Source organism: Staphylococcus arlettae (assembly GCF_025560845.1).
Taxonomy (GTDB): domain Bacteria; phylum Bacillota; class Bacilli; order Staphylococcales; family Staphylococcaceae; genus Staphylococcus; species Staphylococcus arlettae.
In genome coordinates this window covers 2049048-2068750 of sequence record NZ_CP094803.1, presented here as the reverse complement: position 1 = coordinate 2068750, position 19703 = coordinate 2049048, and the positions used below count along the sequence as shown (strand labels likewise).

Annotated in this window: 21 protein-coding genes and 1 other RNA gene; 18 read left to right on the top strand and 4 right to left on the bottom strand. The window is 32.0% G+C overall.

Annotation, left to right across the window (positions count from 1 at the left end):
- The first annotated feature begins 11 nt into the window (after window positions 1-11).
- The 14 genes from gap (at window position 12) to MUA37_RS10080 (ending at window position 14094) form a co-directional block, all read left to right on the top strand.
- Window positions 12-1019: a type I glyceraldehyde-3-phosphate dehydrogenase gene (gene gap / locus MUA37_RS10145; protein WP_002510533.1), complete on the top strand. Its 1008-nt coding sequence runs from the start codon at window positions 12-14 to the stop codon at window positions 1017-1019.
- 133 nt (window positions 1020-1152) lie between these two features.
- Window positions 1153-2343, top strand: coding sequence for a phosphoglycerate kinase (locus MUA37_RS10140; protein ID WP_002510532.1), 1191 nt, complete (start codon window positions 1153-1155; stop codon window positions 2341-2343).
- 71 nt (window positions 2344-2414) lie between these two features.
- A complete protein-coding gene (tpiA, locus tag MUA37_RS10135) occupies window positions 2415-3176 on the top strand; it encodes a triose-phosphate isomerase (protein ID WP_193325108.1) in 762 nt (253 codons plus the stop codon).
- A gap of 1 nt (window position 3177) precedes the next feature.
- Entirely contained in the window at window positions 3178-4701 is a 1524-nt protein-coding gene (gene gpmI, locus MUA37_RS10130) for a 2,3-bisphosphoglycerate-independent phosphoglycerate mutase (RefSeq protein WP_002510530.1), read from the top strand.
- 194 nt (window positions 4702-4895) lie between these two features.
- The gene (gene eno, locus MUA37_RS10125) at window positions 4896-6200 is read left to right on the top strand and encodes a surface-displayed alpha-enolase (protein ID WP_002510529.1); all 1305 of its coding nucleotides are present in this window, start codon (window positions 4896-4898) and stop codon (window positions 6198-6200) included.
- Window positions 6201-6360: 160 nt separating this feature from the next.
- On the top strand, window positions 6361-6822 hold the full coding sequence (locus MUA37_RS10120; protein WP_002510528.1) for a hypothetical protein: 462 nt from the start codon (window positions 6361-6363) through the stop codon (window positions 6820-6822).
- 68 nt (window positions 6823-6890) lie between these two features.
- Window positions 6891-7124 (top strand): preprotein translocase subunit SecG, encoded by a 234-nt coding sequence (secG, locus tag MUA37_RS10115; RefSeq protein WP_002510527.1) that lies wholly within the window; start codon window positions 6891-6893, stop codon window positions 7122-7124.
- A 134-nt stretch (window positions 7125-7258) separates the two neighbouring features.
- Entirely contained in the window at window positions 7259-7999 is a 741-nt protein-coding gene (locus MUA37_RS10110; protein WP_031266601.1) for an alpha/beta hydrolase, read from the top strand.
- A 36-nt stretch (window positions 8000-8035) separates the two neighbouring features.
- Window positions 8036-10423, top strand: coding sequence for a ribonuclease R (rnr, locus tag MUA37_RS10105; protein ID WP_262624568.1), 2388 nt, complete (start codon window positions 8036-8038; stop codon window positions 10421-10423).
- A 22-nt stretch (window positions 10424-10445) separates the two neighbouring features.
- Entirely contained in the window at window positions 10446-10910 is a 465-nt protein-coding gene (gene smpB, locus MUA37_RS10100; protein ID WP_002510524.1) for an SsrA-binding protein SmpB, read from the top strand.
- Window positions 10911-11011: 101 nt separating this feature from the next.
- Window positions 11012-11372, top strand: a transfer-messenger RNA (tmRNA) gene (ssrA, locus tag MUA37_RS10095).
- Between the two features lie 686 nt (window positions 11373-12058).
- On the top strand, window positions 12059-12274 hold the full coding sequence (locus MUA37_RS10090; RefSeq protein WP_021459120.1) for a hypothetical protein: 216 nt from the start codon (window positions 12059-12061) through the stop codon (window positions 12272-12274).
- Between the two features lie 463 nt (window positions 12275-12737).
- On the top strand, window positions 12738-13301 hold the full coding sequence (locus MUA37_RS10085; protein WP_002510522.1) for a GNAT family N-acetyltransferase: 564 nt from the start codon (window positions 12738-12740) through the stop codon (window positions 13299-13301).
- 355 nt (window positions 13302-13656) lie between these two features.
- Entirely contained in the window at window positions 13657-14094 is a 438-nt protein-coding gene (locus tag MUA37_RS10080) for a GNAT family N-acetyltransferase (protein WP_021459119.1), read from the top strand.
- 82 nt (window positions 14095-14176) lie between these two features.
- Here MUA37_RS10080 and MUA37_RS10075 read toward each other — a convergent pair whose 3' ends face one another.
- The 3 genes from MUA37_RS10075 to MUA37_RS10065 all read right to left on the bottom strand — a co-directional run bounded on the left by MUA37_RS10075 (window position 14177) and on the right by MUA37_RS10065 (window position 15789).
- Window positions 14177-14530, bottom strand: a complete 354-nt coding sequence (locus MUA37_RS10075; protein ID WP_002510520.1) for a DUF3969 family protein — start codon at window positions 14528-14530, stop codon at window positions 14177-14179.
- Window positions 14531-14953: 423 nt separating this feature from the next.
- Window positions 14954-15307: a DUF3969 family protein gene (locus MUA37_RS10070; protein WP_002510519.1), complete on the bottom strand. Its 354-nt coding sequence runs from the start codon at window positions 15305-15307 to the stop codon at window positions 14954-14956.
- Complete coding sequence (locus tag MUA37_RS10065; RefSeq protein ID WP_193325110.1) at window positions 15307-15789, bottom strand: hypothetical protein; 483 nt, start codon at window positions 15787-15789, stop codon at window positions 15307-15309. Before MUA37_RS10065 ends, MUA37_RS10070 begins: the two co-directional genes overlap by 1 nt.
- A gap of 403 nt (window positions 15790-16192) precedes the next feature.
- On the opposite strand from MUA37_RS10065, the gene MUA37_RS10060 reads away from it, so the two are divergent.
- Together MUA37_RS10060 and MUA37_RS10055 are read left to right on the top strand one after the other, a co-directional pair.
- Window positions 16193-16624 carry a GNAT family N-acetyltransferase gene (locus MUA37_RS10060; protein WP_021459117.1) on the top strand — a complete coding sequence of 144 codons (432 nt, stop codon included), beginning with the start codon at window positions 16193-16195 and terminating at the stop codon, window positions 16622-16624.
- A gap of 179 nt (window positions 16625-16803) precedes the next feature.
- Entirely contained in the window at window positions 16804-16977 is a 174-nt protein-coding gene (locus MUA37_RS10055) for a VraH family peptide resistance protein (RefSeq protein ID WP_002510399.1), read from the top strand.
- A gap of 409 nt (window positions 16978-17386) precedes the next feature.
- On the opposite strand, the gene MUA37_RS10050 is transcribed toward MUA37_RS10055, so the two are convergent.
- Complete coding sequence (locus tag MUA37_RS10050) at window positions 17387-17812, bottom strand: hypothetical protein (RefSeq protein ID WP_002510400.1); 426 nt, start codon at window positions 17810-17812, stop codon at window positions 17387-17389.
- A gap of 673 nt (window positions 17813-18485) precedes the next feature.
- Between MUA37_RS10050 and MUA37_RS10045 the strand changes: the two genes are divergently transcribed.
- Window positions 18486-18773: a DUF3885 domain-containing protein gene (locus MUA37_RS10045; protein ID WP_002510402.1), complete on the top strand. Its 288-nt coding sequence runs from the start codon at window positions 18486-18488 to the stop codon at window positions 18771-18773.
- A 208-nt stretch (window positions 18774-18981) separates the two neighbouring features.
- A complete protein-coding gene (gene isaB, locus MUA37_RS10040) occupies window positions 18982-19467 on the top strand; it encodes an immunodominant staphylococcal antigen IsaB family protein (RefSeq protein WP_002510403.1) in 486 nt (161 codons plus the stop codon).
- The last annotated feature ends 236 nt before the right edge of the window (window positions 19468-19703 follow it).

Here is a 19703-nt window from a genome sequence, read left to right as displayed (position 1 = left end):
AGGCCATTATAATGGCAGTTAAAGTAGCAATTAATGGTTTTGGTAGAATCGGTCGTTTAGCATTTAGAAGAATTCAAAACGTTGATGGAATCGACGTTGTAGCAGTAAACGACTTAACAGATGATGAAATGTTAGCACACTTATTAAAATATGACACTATGCAAGGACGTTTCACAGGAGAAGTTGAAGTAGAAAATGACGGTTTCCGTGTAAATGGTCAAGAAGTTAAATCATTCTCAGAACCAGATCCAAATAAATTACCATGGGGCGACTTAGATATCGATGTTGTTTTAGAATGTACTGGTTTATTCGCAGACAAAGATAAAGCATCAGCTCATATCGACGCAGGTGCGAAAAAAGTATTAATCTCTGCTCCAGCATCAGGTGATTTAAAAACAATCGTATTCAACACTAACCACAATGAATTAGATGGTTCTGAAACAGTTGTATCAGGTGCTTCATGTACTACTAACTCATTAGCTCCAGTTGCTAAAGTATTAAACGATGACTTCGGTTTAGTAGAAGGTTTAATGACTACTATCCATGCTTACACTGGTGACCAAAGCACACAAGACGCTCCTCACAGAAAAGGTGACAAACGTCGTGCGCGTGCAGCTGCTGAAAACATTATTCCTAACTCAACAGGTGCTGCTAAAGCAATCGGTTTAGTTATTCCTGAAATCGATGGTAAATTAGATGGTGGCGCTCAACGTGTACCAGTAGCTACTGGTTCATTAACTGAATTAACAGTTGTATTAGACAAAGAAGTAACTGTTGAAGACGTTAATAGTGCAATGAAAAATGCTTCAAACGAATCATTTGGTTACACTGAAGACGAAATCGTTTCTTCTGATGTAATCGGTATGACTTACGGTTCATTATTCGATGCTACACAAACTCGTGTAATGACTGTTGGTAACCAACAAATGGTTAAAGTAGCAGCTTGGTATGACAATGAAATGTCTTACACTGCACAATTAGTTCGTACTTTAGAACAATTAGCATCACAAGCTAAATAATTTTAGTTTAAATATTAATTTAGCAAGCTTGTTGTGCTGTTAAATTTTAACTATAAGCTTAGGAGTAAGCGGGGAGCACAAACGCTTCTCCGCTTATTTTACTGTATTGTCCCATTAAAAGGAGGTAGTTTAAATGGCTAAAAAAATCGTTTCTGATATAGAATTAAAAGGTAAAACTGTACTTGTTCGTGCTGACTTTAATGTTCCTATGAAAGATGGAGAAATTACTGACGATAACCGTATCGTTCAAGCCTTACCGACAATTAATTACATTGTTGAACAAGGTGGTAAAATCGTCTTATTCTCACACTTAGGAAAAGTAAAAGAAGAAAGTGATAAACAAGAATTAACATTAAAACCTGTAGCCGAAGCATTATCAACAAAATTAAATAAAAACGTGGTTTTTGTTCCTGAAACACGTGGAGAACAATTAGAACAAGCTATTCAAGAATTAAATGAAGGCGATGTACTATTAGTCGAAAATACTCGTTTTGAAGATGTTGATGGTAAAAAAGAATCAAAAAATGATGCTGAATTAGGTAAATATTGGGCTTCATTAGGCGATGTTTTTGTAAATGATGCGTTTGGTACAGCACATCGTGAACATGCATCTAACGTAGGTATTGCAGCTAATTTAGAAACAGTAGCAGGTTTCTTAATGGAAAAAGAAATTAGATATATCGGTGGCGTTGTAGAAAACCCTGATAAGCCTGTAGTGGCTATCCTTGGTGGTGCGAAAGTTTCAGACAAAATAGGTGTGATTACTAACCTATTGAAAATCGCTGATAAAGTACTTATTGGTGGTGGCATGTCTTATACGTTCTTTAAAGCACAAGGTAAAGAAATTGGCTTATCATTATTAGAAGAAGATAAAGTCGATTTTGCTAAAGAATTACTTGAGCGTGCTGGTGACCAAATCGTTTTACCAGTTGATTGTAAAATCGCTAAAGAATTTTCAAATGATGCTGAGATTACGGTAGTATCAACAGATGACATTCCTGCTGATCAAGAAGCGATGGATGTTGGTCCTAAAACTGTCGACTTATTTAAAGAACAACTACAAGGTGCTCATACTGTAGTATGGAATGGACCTATGGGTGTCTTCGAATTGAGTAACTTTGCTAAAGGTACAATTGGTGTCTGTGAAGCAATCGCTGAATTAAAAGATGCAAATACTATTATTGGTGGCGGCGATTCAGCAGCTGCAGCAATTTCATTAGGCTATGCAGATGATTTCAGTCACATTTCAACAGGTGGCGGAGCATCTCTAGAGTATCTTGAAGGTAAAGAATTACCTGGCGTTGTAGCAATTGCCAATAAATAAATTCCGCACTAAGTATGACTGATAGTTATATTAAAGGATAATTATAAATCAATTAATAGGAGTGTATTGTAATGAGAAAACCAATTATTGCTGGTAACTGGAAAATGAACAAAACAGTTCAAGAAGCTAAAGATTTTATCAATGAATTACCAACATTACCAGATACTAATGAAGTTGAATCAGTAATCTGTGCACCAACAATTCAATTAGATGCTTTAGTATCATTAGTAAATGAAGGGAAAGCACAAGGATTACAAATCGGTGCGCAAAATGCATATTTTGAAGATAATGGTGCATTTACTGGCGAAACATCACCAGTAGCATTAGCAAATTTAGGTGTGAAATTTGTTGTTATTGGACATTCAGAACGTCGTGACATTTTCCACGAAACTGATGAAGAAATTAACAAAAAAGCACATGCAGTATTTAACCACGGCATGACTCCAATCATTTGTGTAGGTGAAACAGATGAAGAACGTGAAAGTGGTAAAGCAAATGAAGTTGTAGGTAATCAAGTGAAAAAAGCTATTGAAGGTTTATCAGACGAACAATTGAAACAAGTTGTAATTGCTTATGAACCAGTATGGGCAATTGGAACAGGTAAATCATCTACAGCTAAAGATGCAAATGAAATGTGTGCATTTGTAAGAACAACAATCGCTGATGCTACAAGCCAAGACGTAGCAGACGCAACTCGTATTCAATATGGTGGTAGTGTGAAACCTAACAACATTAAAGAATACATGGCTGAAACAGATATCGACGGCGCATTAGTAGGTGGAGCATCTCTTAAAGTCGACGATTTTGTACAATTGTTAGAAGGTGCTAAATAATATGGCTAAACAACCAACTGCATTAATCATTTTGGATGGTTTTGCAAATCGTGAAAGTGAACATGGAAATGCTGTCAAACTAGCTAACAAACCGAACTTTGATCGTTATTTTGACCAATATCCAACGACACAAATCGAAGCAAGTGGTTTGGATGTAGGACTTCCAGAAGGCCAAATGGGTAATTCAGAAGTTGGTCATATGAATATTGGTGCTGGACGTATTGTCTATCAAAGCTTAACTCGTATTAACAAGTCTATTGAAGACGGTGACTTTTTTGACAATGAAGTGTTAAATAATGCGATAACACACGTACAAGATAATAATTCTGCGCTACATGTCTTTGGATTATTGTCAGATGGTGGTGTGCACAGTCATTACAAACACTTATTTGCAATATTGGAATTAGCTAAAAAACAAGGTCTCGATAAAGTATATGTTCATGCATTTTTAGATGGACGTGACGTTGATCAAAAATCAGCATTAAAATTTATCGAAGACACAGAAGCTAAATTTGCAGAAATTGGTATCGGTCAATTCGCATCTATTTCAGGTCGTTATTATGCAATGGATAGAGACAAGCGTTGGGACCGTGAAGAAAAAGCATATAATGCGATTCGCAACATTGATGGACCAACATTTGCTACTGCAAAAGAAGGTGTCGAAGCAAACTATGCTAAAGACCTTACTGATGAATTCGTAGAACCATTTATTATTGCTGACCAAAACAATGGTGTGAATGATGGAGATTCAGTGATTTTCTTCAATTTCCGTCCAGACAGAGCTGCACAGCTTTCTGAAGTATTCACAAATAAAGTATTTGATGGTTTTAAAGTAGAACAAGTGAAAGACTTATACTATGCTACTTTTACAAAATACAATGATAATGTTGCGGCAGAAATTGTCTTTGAAAAAGTAGATTTAACAAATACTATCGGTGAAGTAGCACAAGATAACGGTTTAAAACAATTACGTATTGCTGAAACTGAAAAATTCCCACACGTGACTTACTTTATGAGTGGTGGACGTAATGACGAATTTGAAGGGGAACGTCGACGCTTAATCGATTCACCTAAAGTTGCAACGTATGATTTAAAACCTGAGATGAGTGCTTATGAAGTAAAAGACGCTTTAATCGAAGAGTTAAACCAAGGTGATTTAGATTTAATTCTATTGAACTTTGCGAATCCAGATATGGTTGGACATAGTGGAATGTTAGAACCTACAATCAAAGCAATTGAAGCTGTAGATGAATGTCTAGGAGAAGTCGTAGATAAAATTATCGACATGGGTGGTCATGCGATTATTACAGCAGATCATGGTAACTCAGACATGGTACTAACTGACAACGATGAACCTATGACAACACATACAACTAACCCAGTACCAGTTATTGTTACTAAAGAAGGTGTCACATTACGTGAAACAGGTCGCTTAGGTGACTTAGCACCAACATTATTAGATTTATTAAATGTTCAACAACCAGAAGATATGACTGGTGAAACGTTAATCAATCATTCTAAATAACAGTAAGAAAACAACCAAGATTTAAGAATAATAAGTTATGACTATCTTCTTAGATAAGGTAGTCATATGACTTGTTTTCATAATCACAGTTTGTTTCAATAATTAAATTATTTTATATTTACGTTGAATCAAGCTATAATGAAAGTGCAAAAATAAAAACTCTAAACTACTTAGGAAAAAGGAGATTAACAAACATGCCAATTATTACAGATGTTTATGCTCGCGAAGTCTTAGACTCACGTGGTAATCCAACAGTTGAAGTTGAAGTATTAACTGAAAGTGGTGCATTCGGACGTGCATTAGTACCTTCAGGTGCTTCTACAGGTGAACACGAAGCAGTTGAATTACGTGATGGAGATAAATCACGTTATTTAGGTAAAGGTGTTACTAAAGCTGTAGAAAATGTAAATGAAATTATTGCACCAGAAATCGTTGAAGGTGAATTCTCAGCTTTAGATCAAGTATCTATTGATAAAATGATGATTCAATTAGACGGTACTGAAAACAAAGGTAAATTAGGAGCAAACGCTATTTTAGGTGTATCTATCGCTGTAGCGCGTGCAGCTGCTGATTTATTAGGACAACCACTTTATAAATATTTAGGTGGATTTAACGGTACAGAATTACCAGTTCCAATGATGAATATCGTAAATGGTGGTTCTCACTCAGACGCACCAATCGCATTCCAAGAATTTATGATTTTACCAGTAGGCGCTGCTACATTTAAAGAATCATTACGTTGGGGCGCAGAAATCTTCCACAACTTGAAATCAATCCTTAAAAACCGTGGTTTAGAAACTGCAGTAGGTGACGAAGGTGGCTTTGCACCTAAATTCGAAGGTACTGAAGATGCAGTAGAAACTATTTTAGAAGCAATTAAAGCAGTAGGCTTAGAGCCAGGTAAAGATGTATTCTTAGGCTTTGACTGTGCTTCATCAGAATTCTTTGAAGATGGCGTATATAATTATGCTAAATTCGAAGGTGAAAACGGTTCGAAACTTACTGCTGAACAGCAAGTTGATTACTTAGAAGAATTAGTTAATAAATATCCAATCATTACTATTGAAGACGGTATGGATGAAAACGATTGGGACGGCTGGAAAGTTCTAACTGATCGTATTGGTGACCGTGTACAATTAGTAGGTGACGATTTATTCGTTACAAATACTGTTAAATTAGAAGAAGGTATCGAAAAAGGAATTGGTAACTCAATCCTTATCAAAGTTAACCAAATCGGTACATTGACTGAAACATTTGAAGCTATTGAAATGGCTCAAAAAGCTGGATACACAGCTGTAGTTTCTCACCGCTCTGGTGAAACAGAAGATACAACAATTTCTGATATTGCAGTTGCTACAAATGCAGGTCAAATCAAAACTGGTTCATTATCAAGAACAGACCGTATTGCGAAATACAACCAATTATTACGTATCGAAGATGAATTATTCGAAACAGCTAAGTTCAAAGGACTTAAAGCATTCTATAATTTATCTAAATAATATAGCTTAAATTAAATGAGTTCACGCGGATAAACACGTAGGTCAATCGACTTACGTGTTTATTTTTGCATCAATATGGAAAGTTTCTATCAGAATAATTCATCTTTAACTTTGAAACTGATATAATAAAGTATGGAAATATCTTAAGGAGTACTTGGAAATGGATGAAAATCAAAAGTCTAGAGTAACAAAGACAGCACACTTTATCGCATATAGTTCGCTAATATTGGCAATACTTTCTGCTATTCACAATTTCATAGTTTTAGATGATAGTGTAGTGCGACAATTGTTGACAAATAGTGGGCAAAAAGCGACTGACAATGCAATTGGTACTATCCGTAATAGTTTTCAATACACAGGTGTTATGTATGTCTTAGCATATTTAGCAGGTATTATAGCTATTTGGAATCGTCACACGTATTTATGGTGGTTTATGTTTGCGGCATTCACGACTAATGTTTTATATAATTTGATTAATGTTTCTGTAGTCTTACAAGCTATCAGTGATGCTAAGTCAGTATTAAGTACTTTACCACTGATTATTGTGTTAGTTGCTTCTACGCTTATCGCAATATATATGTTAGTAGTATCAATCAAACGAAAAAGTACGTTTAATCGATAGGTATTTGATAAAATAGACGAACGTGTGATATAATGCGTTTCGTATATAATGAATGGAGGACAATGTTTATGCACTCGTTAATAATAGTTCTATTAATTATAGATTGTATTGCATTAGTAACTGTTGTATTACTCCAAGAAGGAAAAAGTAATGGACTTTCTGGCGCAATTAGTGGTGGTGCAGAGCAGTTATTTGGTAAACAAAAGCAACGCGGTGTCGATTTATTCTTGCATAGATTAACAATTGTATTGTCTATCATTTTCTTCTTGTTAATGTTAGGCATAACATATTTGGGTATATAAGGTCCGACAATGTTAAAGTCGGGCTTTTTTATTTATAATAGTACTTGAGAAGCTAAACAGCTCATCATGATGATAAAACATAAAGTGCCAAGGTGGCAAAACTATGTGACATGACAGTGAAAGGATTGAACAAAATGCAAATTAAACTTCCAGAACCTTTCTTATTTGAAGAAAGTAATCGTGCTGTTTTATTATTACATGGCTTTACTGGTAACTCTGCAGATGTTAGACAGATGGGGCGTTTTTTACAAAAACAAGGTTATACTTGTTATGCACCTCAATATGAAGGACATGCAGCTCCCCCAGAAGAAATTTTAAAGTCCAGCCCACATGTTTGGTATAAGGATGCCTTGGATGCATACGATTATTTAGTCGATAAAGGCTATGATGAAATTGCGGTAGCAGGTATATCACTAGGTGGGTGTTATGCATTAAAAATAAGCTTAAATCGAGATGTAAAGGGTATTGTAACCATGTGTTCGCCTATGTACATTAAGACTGAAGGTTCTATGTTTGAAGGTGTATTAGATTATGCACGTACCTTTAAAAAGTATGAAGGTAAAGATGCTTCAACGATAGAAGCTGAAATGTCCGCTTTCAAACCAACTGAGACATTGAAAGAATTACAAGGACAAATTCAAGATGTACGCGATCATGTTGATGAAGTGATGGATCCAATCTTTGTAGCACAAGGCGAATTGGATCAAATGATTAATACTGATTCAGCTAATATTATATACAATGAAAGCGAATCGGATGATAAAACAATAAAATGGTATGCCAACTCTGGTCATGTCATTACTATTGATAAAGAAAAAGAACAACTTTTTGAAGATGTTCTCAAGTTTTTAGAATCGTTAGATTGGTCTGAATAATTATTTTAAAATTAAAATATAGAAAGGAGGGGCATGATGAATTTAAAGCAATCTATTGAAACAATCATTAAACAACCTGACTATGAACCAATGTCAGTGTCAGATTTCCAAGATGCATTAGGTTTAAGCAGTGCCGACTCATTTAGAGATTTAATAAAGGTGCTAGTTGAACTAGAACAAACTGATTTAATAGAAAGAACTAAAACAGATAGATACCAAAGAAAAGTAGCTTCGAAACAAAAAACGAAGGCATTAGTAAAAGGTAAGCTAAGCCAAAATAAAAAAGGATTTGCCTTTCTACGCCCAGAAGATAGTGAAATGGATGATATCTTTATTCCACCTACTAAGATTAACAGAGCGATGGATGGTGACACGGTCCTTGTAGAAGTACAAAACTCACGTGGTGAACATAAAGGGAAAACTGAAGGTGAAGTAAAATCTATAGAAACACATTCAGTTACACAAGTAGTAGGTACTTACAGTGAAGCACGTCACTTCGGCTTTGTGCTACCAGATGATAAACGTATTATGCAAGATATCTTTATTCCTAAAGGTCAAAATTTAGGTGCTATTGATGGTCATAAGGTGTTAGTACAAATTACTAAATACGCCGATGACAATTCTAATCCAGAAGGTCATATTTCTGCTATTTTAGGACACAAGAATGATCCAGGTGTAGATATTTTATCTATTATTTATCAACATGGTATAGAAATTGAATTTCCTGATAAAGTGTTAGAAGAGGCAGAAGCAGTACCAGATGAAATTAAACCGTCAGAAATTACTGGTAGACGTGATTTACGAGATGAACTCACTATAACGATTGACGGTGCAGATGCAAAAGACTTAGATGATGCGATTAGTGTGCAGCAATTATCTAATGGTAATACTCAATTAACGGTTAGTATTGCGGATGTTAGTTACTATGTCACTGAAAATTCCGCATTAGATAAAGAAGCATATGATCGTGCTACAAGTGTCTATTTAGTAGATAGAGTAATACCGATGATTCCACATCGTTTAAGTAATGGTATTTGTTCATTGAATCCAGATGTAGACCGCTTAACATTAAGCTGTCGTATGGAAATAGATGAGCATGGAGATATCGTTAATCATGAAATATTCGATAGTGTTATCCATTCTGATTACCGTATGACCTATGATGCAGTAAACGAAATAATAACAGATAAAAATGAAGCTACACGTAACAAATATAGCGAAGTAACACCAATGCTAGATTTGGCTCAAGATTTGTCACAACGTTTTATCCAAATGCGTAAACGTCGTGGTGAAATTGATTTTGATATAAATGAAGCTAAAGTGTTAGTTAATGAGGAAGGTCTACCTACCGATATTCAAGTGCGTAATCGTGGAGAAGGTGAACGATTAATTGAATCATTTATGTTAGCTGCTAACGAAACTGTAGCAGAACACTTTGATAAATTAGATGTACCATTTATTTATCGTGTACATGAGCAACCAAAATCAGATAGATTACGCCAATTCTTCGATTTTATTACGAATTTCGGCTTGATGATTAAAGGTACAGGAGAAGACATCCATCCTTCAACATTACAAAAAATTCAACAAGAAGTAGATGGTTTACCAGAACAAATGGTTATCTCTACCATGATGTTAAGATCAATGCAACAAGCACATTATGATGACACCAATTTAGGTCATTTTGGTTTGTCAGCAGAATATTATACACATTTCACGTCACCTATACGTCGTTATCCAGATTTAACTGTACACCGTCTCATTCGTAAGTATTTAATCGATAATGCAATGGACGAAAAAGAGTTAAGAAAATGGGAAGATAGCTTACCAGAAATTGCAGAACATACATCTCAAAGAGAACGTCGTGCGATTGAAGCCGAACGTGACACAGATGAACTGAAGAAAGCAGAATTTATGGTACAGCATATTGGTGATGAATTTGAAGGTATTATTAGTTCTGTTGCTAACTTTGGTATGTTCATTGAATTACCAAATACCATTGAAGGTATGGTTCACGTAGCTAACTTAACGGATGACTATTATCACTTCGATGAGCGCCAAATGGCGATGATTGGTGAACGCCAAGCAAAAGTGTTCCGTATTGGTGATGCAGTGAAAATTAAAGTTATCCATGTTGATGTGGATGAACGCATGATTGATTTCCAAATCGTAGGTATGCCATTACCTAAAAATGAACGTAGTCAAAGACCAGCACGTGGTAAAACAATTCAAGCTAAAACACGTGGTAAGTCATTAGATAAGTCAAAAGATGATCGTCAGCAAGGTAAAGGTAATAAAAAGAAAAAATCACGTAAAGGTAAAAACCAGCGTAATCGTGATAGCCAAAAAAGTGGTAACACTAAACACAAACCGTTTTACAAAGATAAAAAAGTCAAAAACAAAGCACGTAAAAAGAAAAAATAAATCAGCGAAGAGGTGAAACTCAATGCCAAAGAAAAAATCACCAGGTACATTAGCAGAAAATCGTAAAGCCAGACATGATTATAATATCGAAGATACGATTGAAGCGGGCATTGTGTTACAAGGAACTGAGATTAAATCTATACGTCGTGGCAGTGCCAATTTAAAGGATAGCTATGCACAGGTGAAACGTGGAGAAATTTATCTCCAAAATATGCATATTGCTCCTTACGAAGAGGGTAATCGCTTTAATCACGATCCACGACGTTCACGCAAATTACTATTACACAAACGTGAAATTATTAAATTAGGTGAACGTACACGTGAAATTGGTTATTCTATAGTTCCATTAAAACTTTATTTAAAACACGGTAATTGCAAAGTCTTATTAGGTATTGCACGCGGTAAGAAAAAATATGATAAGCGTCAAGCATTAAAAGAAAAAGCAGTTAAACGTGACGTAGATAGAGCAATGAAAGCCCGTTATTAAGCTAATCTATTGCTAAAGTAAGCAATTTTTGTTAATATTAAATGTACTTTCTGTAAAACATAAGGTATTAGTGAGATGCAGGAAGTACATTCATTCATCGAGGGGACGTTTATGGATTCGACAGGGGTCCCCAGAGCTCATTAAGCGTGTCGGAGGGTTGTCTCCGCAACAACACACACAGTTTATAATAACTGGCAAAGAAAACAATAATTTCGCAGTAGCTGCCTAATCGCACTCTGCATCGCCTAACAGTGTCGCCTATGCACTGTTAACGCGATTCAACCTTAGTAGGCTACGCTAAACACTGCCGTTTGAAGTCTGTTTAGAAGAGATCTAATCAAACTAGCGTAATGTTGGTTGTCTATTACCTCTCATTACGCGAAATTGACTAATAGACTACACACGTAGAAAGATGTGTATCAGGACCTTTGGACGCGGGTTCAACTCCCGCCGTCTCCACTATATAGCTCTCAACCATAAAGGTTGAGAGCTTTTTTGATTTTAAATAAGGAAAGCAATGACAAATAATAGATTTTCTAAAAATAGTTAAGGTGGAAACTTCACAAATATCTAGTTTAGGGAAAGAGTTTTAGGGATGAGATAATTTAAAGCTAACGGCAGTAACAAGCCATTTAAGACGATTGATAAGTTACAAGAAGTACTTCATCATAAGCGATTAGAGCGTAATAAGCAGCATGAAAAAGAGAACGAAGTCACATTTCAAAACTTTGTAGTAGAAGTTAAAAAATCATTAAATAACGAACGTGAGGAGCTAATTGTATAATTGGAAATTTAAACAATGTGGATTTTCCTATATTAGAACGTTATATGCGCAATTATATGGTATGTCTTACTCTATCGTCCTAAAATTAGGTAACAGGTATTATCACAATATAACTATTAGTCACAGCTAAAAGTATGACTTAACAATCGAATTGAATTGAAAGTTATTCGGTAGTGTTTATGTACAAATGAGGTTTAGTAAGTTCGCACAGGTGTATTATAAAAATGGTGACAACCATTACAACGTGGAAAATAACTCACTTTAATAAGTGGAGTGTTTTTCGTTCTGTGAGAGCGTCTTTGTTGCGTTGAGAAGTGGTTAATTGGATAATCGTAACTATAATGTTTACATGGGGTGAGTGTAATTGAAGGAAATTTTTGTTTTTATAATAGAAATGAATGACGGTAATATTTTTCGTGAGTATGTAGAAAATGTTTGGAAAATAGATGAAAGTATAGCTTTAAAACGTTTTGAAAAAGCGATTAAAAAACATCATTACTTTTATTTAAAAGAAAGTGATAGATATATTAAGGTTAGTAATATAAGCACAATAAAAATAGAAATTATAAGGAATTCTTAGGATAATGTATTTAAGATAACCATCAATAAACAAATTTTTAACTTTTACCTTTAAACCATATTGAGAAACAAATGAATCAGCAGATGATTTCAAAGTAAAAAATAAAACACCTTATATGATAAGTGTAATAAAGTTCCAAGCGCTTTTTAACATCTTCTAAAATTTCATCCAAAAAACAAAAGTTATAATTCGTATCTGTATTTTTGTTCTTAAATAATTGTACTATTAAAATACACAAAAAGTTGCTAATTTCTGATTTAATCAAAATCAGGTTTTCACAACTAATCATCGTAGTGATTTATTTTAAGTAACAAAAATGGAAGTGTATCCGATTGATTAAGGGTAAAGACTTATGTGCTTGCCTTATTTATTATGATATTGTGTAAGTAAATTATTCTGATCTTAACGTCAATAAAGAAATTGAAATAGAGTGAAATTAAATTATAAAAATGGAGGAGATTTATTGAATTTTCAAGATTATAATTTTAGCACTGATCGTTTGATTATAAGACCATTAGACTTTTCGGATTATGATTCTTGGCTTTTAAGTTTTTCTGAAAGGGAAGAGTCAAAGTATAGACATGATAAAGGCAAAATAGATTTAACTGATAGAAATAAAAAGTGGTTTAATAATTTCGTGGACAATCATAGAAAATTATTTGAAAACGATGAGATGTATATTTTTTCTATTTTCGATAAAAAAGGGAAGCATCTAGGAATGATTGATATAGTTACTATTGAGCGTGAAAACTTTCAATGGGGTGAATGTGGTTTTTATATACATAATCAATTTTGGAACAATGGTTTTGCCTACGAATCGATGTTAAAAGTTTTGGAAATTGCTAATAAAGAATTAGGGTTTCATAGGCTTGAAGCACATGTGAATTTAGATAATAAACCTTCCTCAAATTTGTTAAAAAAACTAGGATTTGAGTTTGAATGTACTAGAAAAGGCTTTATATATGAATTTGGAGAATGGACAGATAATCATATATATTTTATGAATTTACATGATGAAGAACTTTGATTTTGAAACAATTGGAAAAGTGACCTATTACAAAAGTTAAATGACTCATTAATTAATCAATGAGTCATTTAGTAAACCCTATATTAAAAATACGAGACTTATATTTACAAATTTGATTCATAGTCACAAAATTTATATTTGATATGAAGAAAATGCAATAGTTAAATTGGGTTTGAAAGATATTGTGGAGATAAAATAATCATATTTTTAATAAGCAGGTATATTTGGATAAATTTAGGTTACTCATTTTTCTATATAGCAGATATTATTTATATGCATTTATGTTAGAATATTCTGTGAATTATAGATTTGAATTAGAGTAATTTGTTGGCTATAGAGAAATGGAGGTATAACTATGAACATTAGAAAAATTCATGCGGTTGATTATAATGATTGTGCTAAAAATTTAGTCGCAGCATATGCTGGTCCGCCATGGAATAATAAATGGACTGAAAATGAAGCATTACTTAGAATTGAAGCAACAATGAGTGGGTTTAACTCAAGAGGATACGTTGTTGAAGAAAAGGGGAAAATAATAGCTATGTGTCTAGGTAGAATTGATTATTATTTTAGTGGTTTAAATCAATTTTGTATAGATGAATTCAATGTAATACCTTCCCAACAAAAATTGGGTATTGGGAAACAATTAATAAGCTATGTCTCCGATGCAATGAAACGGGAAAATATAAATACTATTTTCTTAATTACAGGTGGAGAACTATCGTCAAAATTTTATGAAAAAAATGGATTCATAAAAACAACTGATGGGATTATGATGGAACTTGTATTATGATATAGAAAGAAAACATTATTATTGAAGTTATGTATTAAGTAAAATATATAGGGCACAGTAGTGTGCCCTTAAATTCAATGTATTATTCAGGTGAAATTTCTTTCTTTATAATAAATTCAGTCAACTTCTCTTCTGTAAATTCAACATTTTTATATTCTACCAATAATTTTTCGGTTTGTTTGATTAGTCGATTCGTTTCTTTTTCGACAGAAATATTAAAAGTTTCAAAATTTTCTAATTCTGTACCTTCATGTACTAAGTCGATGATATCTTGTCGAACATTGTATTTTTTTAGCTCTCCCATAATATATGGGCTGAAAAACATGCGTTCAGCATTTTCTATACTTATTAACCCTAGATTTACTTGCTTAAATAATCCATATATTGTAATTAGTGAAAATTTTTCAATTTCTAATTTGTTTTCAAATGCAATCATTAAAATTGACTCCATCTATTTTTAGTTTTTACATCAAATACATAGCCATTTTGTATACTTTAACTCATCTACCAGATTCGATTTTCCGCAAATCTCTAAGCAACGGTTTATTGTTTACAGTAGTATGTTTGGTTCCATTTTGAACTGGTTTAAATCCTGATGGGTATTTTGGAGCATATTTTATATTATTATTGTATATATAAGGTTTAGATACACATTACCAACACTCGTGAAAAGGGAGTGTTAAAGTAGATGAAATAATAAAAGCTCTAGTGATTTTATTAACATACAAATCACCAGAAGCTTTTAAAACAACTTAGATTGTGGCACATCATTGTCCTAGACCGAAAGCGAAACAACAAAGAAGATAAGTAATTCACTTTTCAAAGTCCGTTAATTCGATCTACCCTTAAATTCAAAGTATTATTCCGGTGGATTTTTTTTCATTATAATAAATTCAGTCAACATTTTTTCTGTAAATTCAATATTCTTATATTGTAATAATAATGCTTCGGTTTGTTTGATTAATCGATCCGTTTCTATTTCGACAGAAATATTAAAAGTTTCAAAATTTTCTAATTCTGTACCTTCATGTACTAAATCTATGATTTCTTGTCGAACATTGTAATTTTCTAATTCTTCCATGATATAAGGTGTAAAGAATATACACTCCGCATCATCTATACTAATTAACCCTAGATTTACTTGCTTAAATAATCCATATATCGTTATGAGTGAAAATTTTTCAATTTCTAATTTGTTTTCAAACGCAATCATTAAAATTGACTCCATCTATTTTTAGTTTTTACATCAAATACATAGCCAGATTTACTTTGAAAGTAATGAACAGAAACCTTTTTTCCTTTTACATAGCCATTTTTGTATACTTTAACCCATCTACCAGATTCGATTTTCCGCAAATCTTTGAGCAACGGTTTATTGTTTACAGTGGAATGTTTTGTTCCATTTTGAACTGGTTTAAATCCTGCTGGGTATTTTGGAGCATATTTTATACTTTTATACGCCTTCATCCCATGTTTAATAATGAACCTAACTATCGCATTTCGATTTTCATAGTGTTGTGTCGATTTTACAGGAACATAATCTGGTAAATTATCCTGTTCAGCTTGATTTATACTTTCGTCTAAAGTTCCAATCGAATCAACATCTTCATATTCATTTCCAAGCACTGAAATGGGGGAAGAAATAAATGTAATTAATAGTATTAAAACTAAAAAAGATATAAATTTATTTCTCAATTTATAGAAACACCTCCTAATATATAATTGTTTATATATTAGCGTGGTAATAAATCAAAATTGAAGTCTAATGTGCAATAAGGTAAAAAATAATAACTTAAGAAGTAAAAAAGAGTTTGTTCTAGTCTTGATACTACTAAAATAACCACACATGTTAATGTATGGCTGTTTTAGTAGTATATATACAAATGGAGTATTATATTTATGAGCAAATAAATTGAAAGACTGTATAAGTAAATATTGACGAAATAGCAATCGTTATATAACATGTGCTTTAATATAAGCGTTTTACATAAATAGAAAACCTATTGGTATATTGCAGCTTCAAATAGACGCAGACATAGAGTTAAATAAAATTTAAAAACTAGTCGTAAATATTAAATTAAGACTAGGAGGCGAAAATATGAATCTATCAAAAATAAAACTTCAGGAAAAAGACTATCAAAAAGCATTAGAAATATGGGAAAGCTCTGTTACTGCAACCCATGATTTTTTAAAAGAAAAAGATAGATTGGAATTTAAATCTGAAATTCCAAAGTATTTTAAACGTGTCGAAGTCTATTTATGGTTTGAAAATGATGAACCAATTGGTATTTCAAGTACAAACGAACAAAACTTAGATATGTTATTTATAGATCCTAAATATTTTAAAAAAGGATACGGTACAAAAATACTTCAATATCATATTCAAGAAAATAAAGTTCAATACGTCGATGTATATAAAGATAATCATAACGCAGTAAATATTTATATCAAAAATGGATTTAAAAAATATAAAGAATCACAAACCGACGAACATGGTAAAGACTATCCTATATTACACCTTAAATTATAAATTATTACATGATGATACTAATATAAAACCCACCTAAATGATGAACTGACCCCAATTAGTGGGAATAAAATAAAAACACTTTATATAATGCCTTGTTAATGGGGTTTTTATGATGTCAGATTTTATGATAATGTATATATATAAAATAAAGTTGACCAAAATATAAGAGGGCGATTGTTATGAGTATAAAAGAAATGTGGCATTATTTATTAAATAAAAAGTGGGAATCTAATGATATTTGGTTGTTAATTTTATATGTGCTAATTGCAAGTTGTTTTGTAACACCTTTGTTAGGTATACCAATTGGTATGATTGCATTCTTAATACTAAATGAAAATGTCTTGAAAAAATAATCGGTTAATATGGTGTAGAGAAATAAATAAGCAATACCCTATTGAGAAAGGTAGTGTTTTTATATGGCTAAGTATTTTACTACTAAAAAATAGCTAAATACTTGTTTGCTATATTAATAATTTTACGCCCAATAGTGATTAATATCTTTGATTTGGATAGGTCACTTACGGTTCAAATTACAATTGATAGTATATTTATAATCATTGGTCTCATAATTCTTTTCTTAAATTATTATTTCCATAAAAGAGGAAACAACAACTAATACAAATGAATTTAAAATTGCACATAGTAAAGCAAACATTGAAGGTGTAATTAATGTTTTAAATGTTAATACTTAAATATAAAATACTTTATGCAAACTAAAATAAAAGAGCAATGAATTTTAAGATTCATTGCTCTTTTTATTTATTAATGGTCTAGAAATTTAATAGTTAGTTTATTATTTGGATCCTTTTCAATAACTTTTTGGGCAATTGATTTGAGATCCTGCTTATTAATAATATCGAAGTCTGGTTCGTCTATAATTTTTAAAAACTCAACTAAAAGGTTGTAATCTTCAAAATTAGAAAGTTCTAATGATTGCCAATAATGATAATATGCTAAATCATAAGCATGATCTATATAATTAAAGTGGAAATGATAAATACTGGCAACCATTTCATGGTATTCAATAGTATTAACTTGGTTAGCAAGCGTTGATAAATAAAGTGCTATTTTTTCATCAGAAATATCATTTGACATAAAATATATCAAAACTTCATCAATATCATTATTTTCTAATATATTTTGAAGTTCACTTGGTAATAAATTTATTAATATATTAATGCTTTTCATAAGGCTCACTCAACCTTTCGATATATACTTGAGAAAAAAATGACTTGTACAATTAAGTATAGAACGTAATTTTCGAAAGGAAAGTGACTCTTTTATCTATGTAATTAAAAAGTAAAGAAAAACTATAAATTAGTATAATACAGCGATTGCTTTTGTTAATGAATTATTAAATAATATTAACAAGTAGAATAAGTAAATGTGAGAAACTTGCAACATTCAAGGGTTCAATATCTAAATGGATATTTCAAAGAGCTATTGCAAGTCATGGGTGAATTGATGGAAATTAAAAAATGCTTATGGAGAAATTAAAGTAGCTTTAGATAAAACGGAGGAAAAAATGATTCAATTACCTATTTAAAAAAAGGAGTTTTTTCGAGATAAGTTAACATTTGATGTAGATCTTACTGAAGGGCTTTATCAATTTGTAGAGAGACCTGAACATATTAGCGTCGATTTTTTTTCAGAATATAATCCTTTGTATTTTGAAACAGTAAATAGAAATGCTATTGATATATTTAATTATTTGTTTTCAAATTATAAAAAATTAATCTTCGTTACAGCCATTATGTCTTTTGACAACATACCAAAAGAGCGAACTAATTTTATGTCGAAATACATTAGAAATCATCATAAATGAAAGTATCGTTTACATAGATAAGCATTTAAAAATGATATGAGTATTGATGAGGATTTTGTAAATTGTGAATATTATGTTGTAGAGATAGATAAAAAAGATTTACGTCACCAATATTTAATTCAAAGTATCGCTAATCTTGATTTTCCGGGGAGAACACCAAATATCAATAAAAGGTGGAAATGGCTAGATTTTTTTATTATAAGTGAAGACCAGAATATTACATTTTTCATGCACGATGATACAGGTATAGGTGTTCAATTTAAAAATAAACATGATTATGAAAATTTTAAAAATAAATTCGGTTATTTAAAATATGAAGTATGATAGAAAACTAAGTTACTTTTGGCAATTGATAGTTTTTAGTTTAATAGTCATTAGACAGTTGAATAGGTAAGAAAAGATATAGTTAAGACAAGCACATCAGTGTTTGTCTTTTTTAATACACCTTGAATTTAGTTGACTTATTGCAATATAGATGTAACATTTCAATTGAGTCGAGTATGATTCAAAATTCATACAGGGAGTGTTTAATATGAATAATGTGTCAAAGGTTTTGTTATCGTGCGGCTTCGTATTTAGTACAGCTATAGGTGCAGCAGCCATTTATTCACATCAACCACATGCCCAAGCAGCAGAAACGCCTCATTATAACTTTACTGGTTATACGTCTGCTAACAGTGAATTTATTTTGGATGAAGATTTTATTAACGCAATTAAACATGACAATTTAACTATGAATGGTTACAGCATCACTAAAGGAACTACAGATACAGTACAATTGGTAGATATTTACGATCAACAATTCCGTGAAAGAGGAGAAAATAACGCGGATTTTGTTCTTTTTGAGTTAGATGGTAAAACAGTGTCACAAAATGATTTATTAGAAGTATATGGTCCATCTGATGTTTATGAAACACCAGATGGGAATATGTATGAACGTGATTATAATGGAACATTGATTCAATTTTACGAAAATGATGGATATATAACTAAAGTAAAAATCCAGGCATATGAATAATTCAGGAATTCTAAATAGCTCATTAAAATTTAACTAGGGTAGGCACGACAATGCTTACCTTAGTTTTTTGTTGGGGATAATATTAAGATTCAATGGTAGTTATGGTTGAAAATAATTGTTATATATTGATAAAAAACCAAATAATTTTATATTGTTCAAAATACAATTTTAATGATAGGCTATTGGTAACAACGTTGTACGCATTATAGTTATTAATGAGGTTTTAAGTTCAGTGA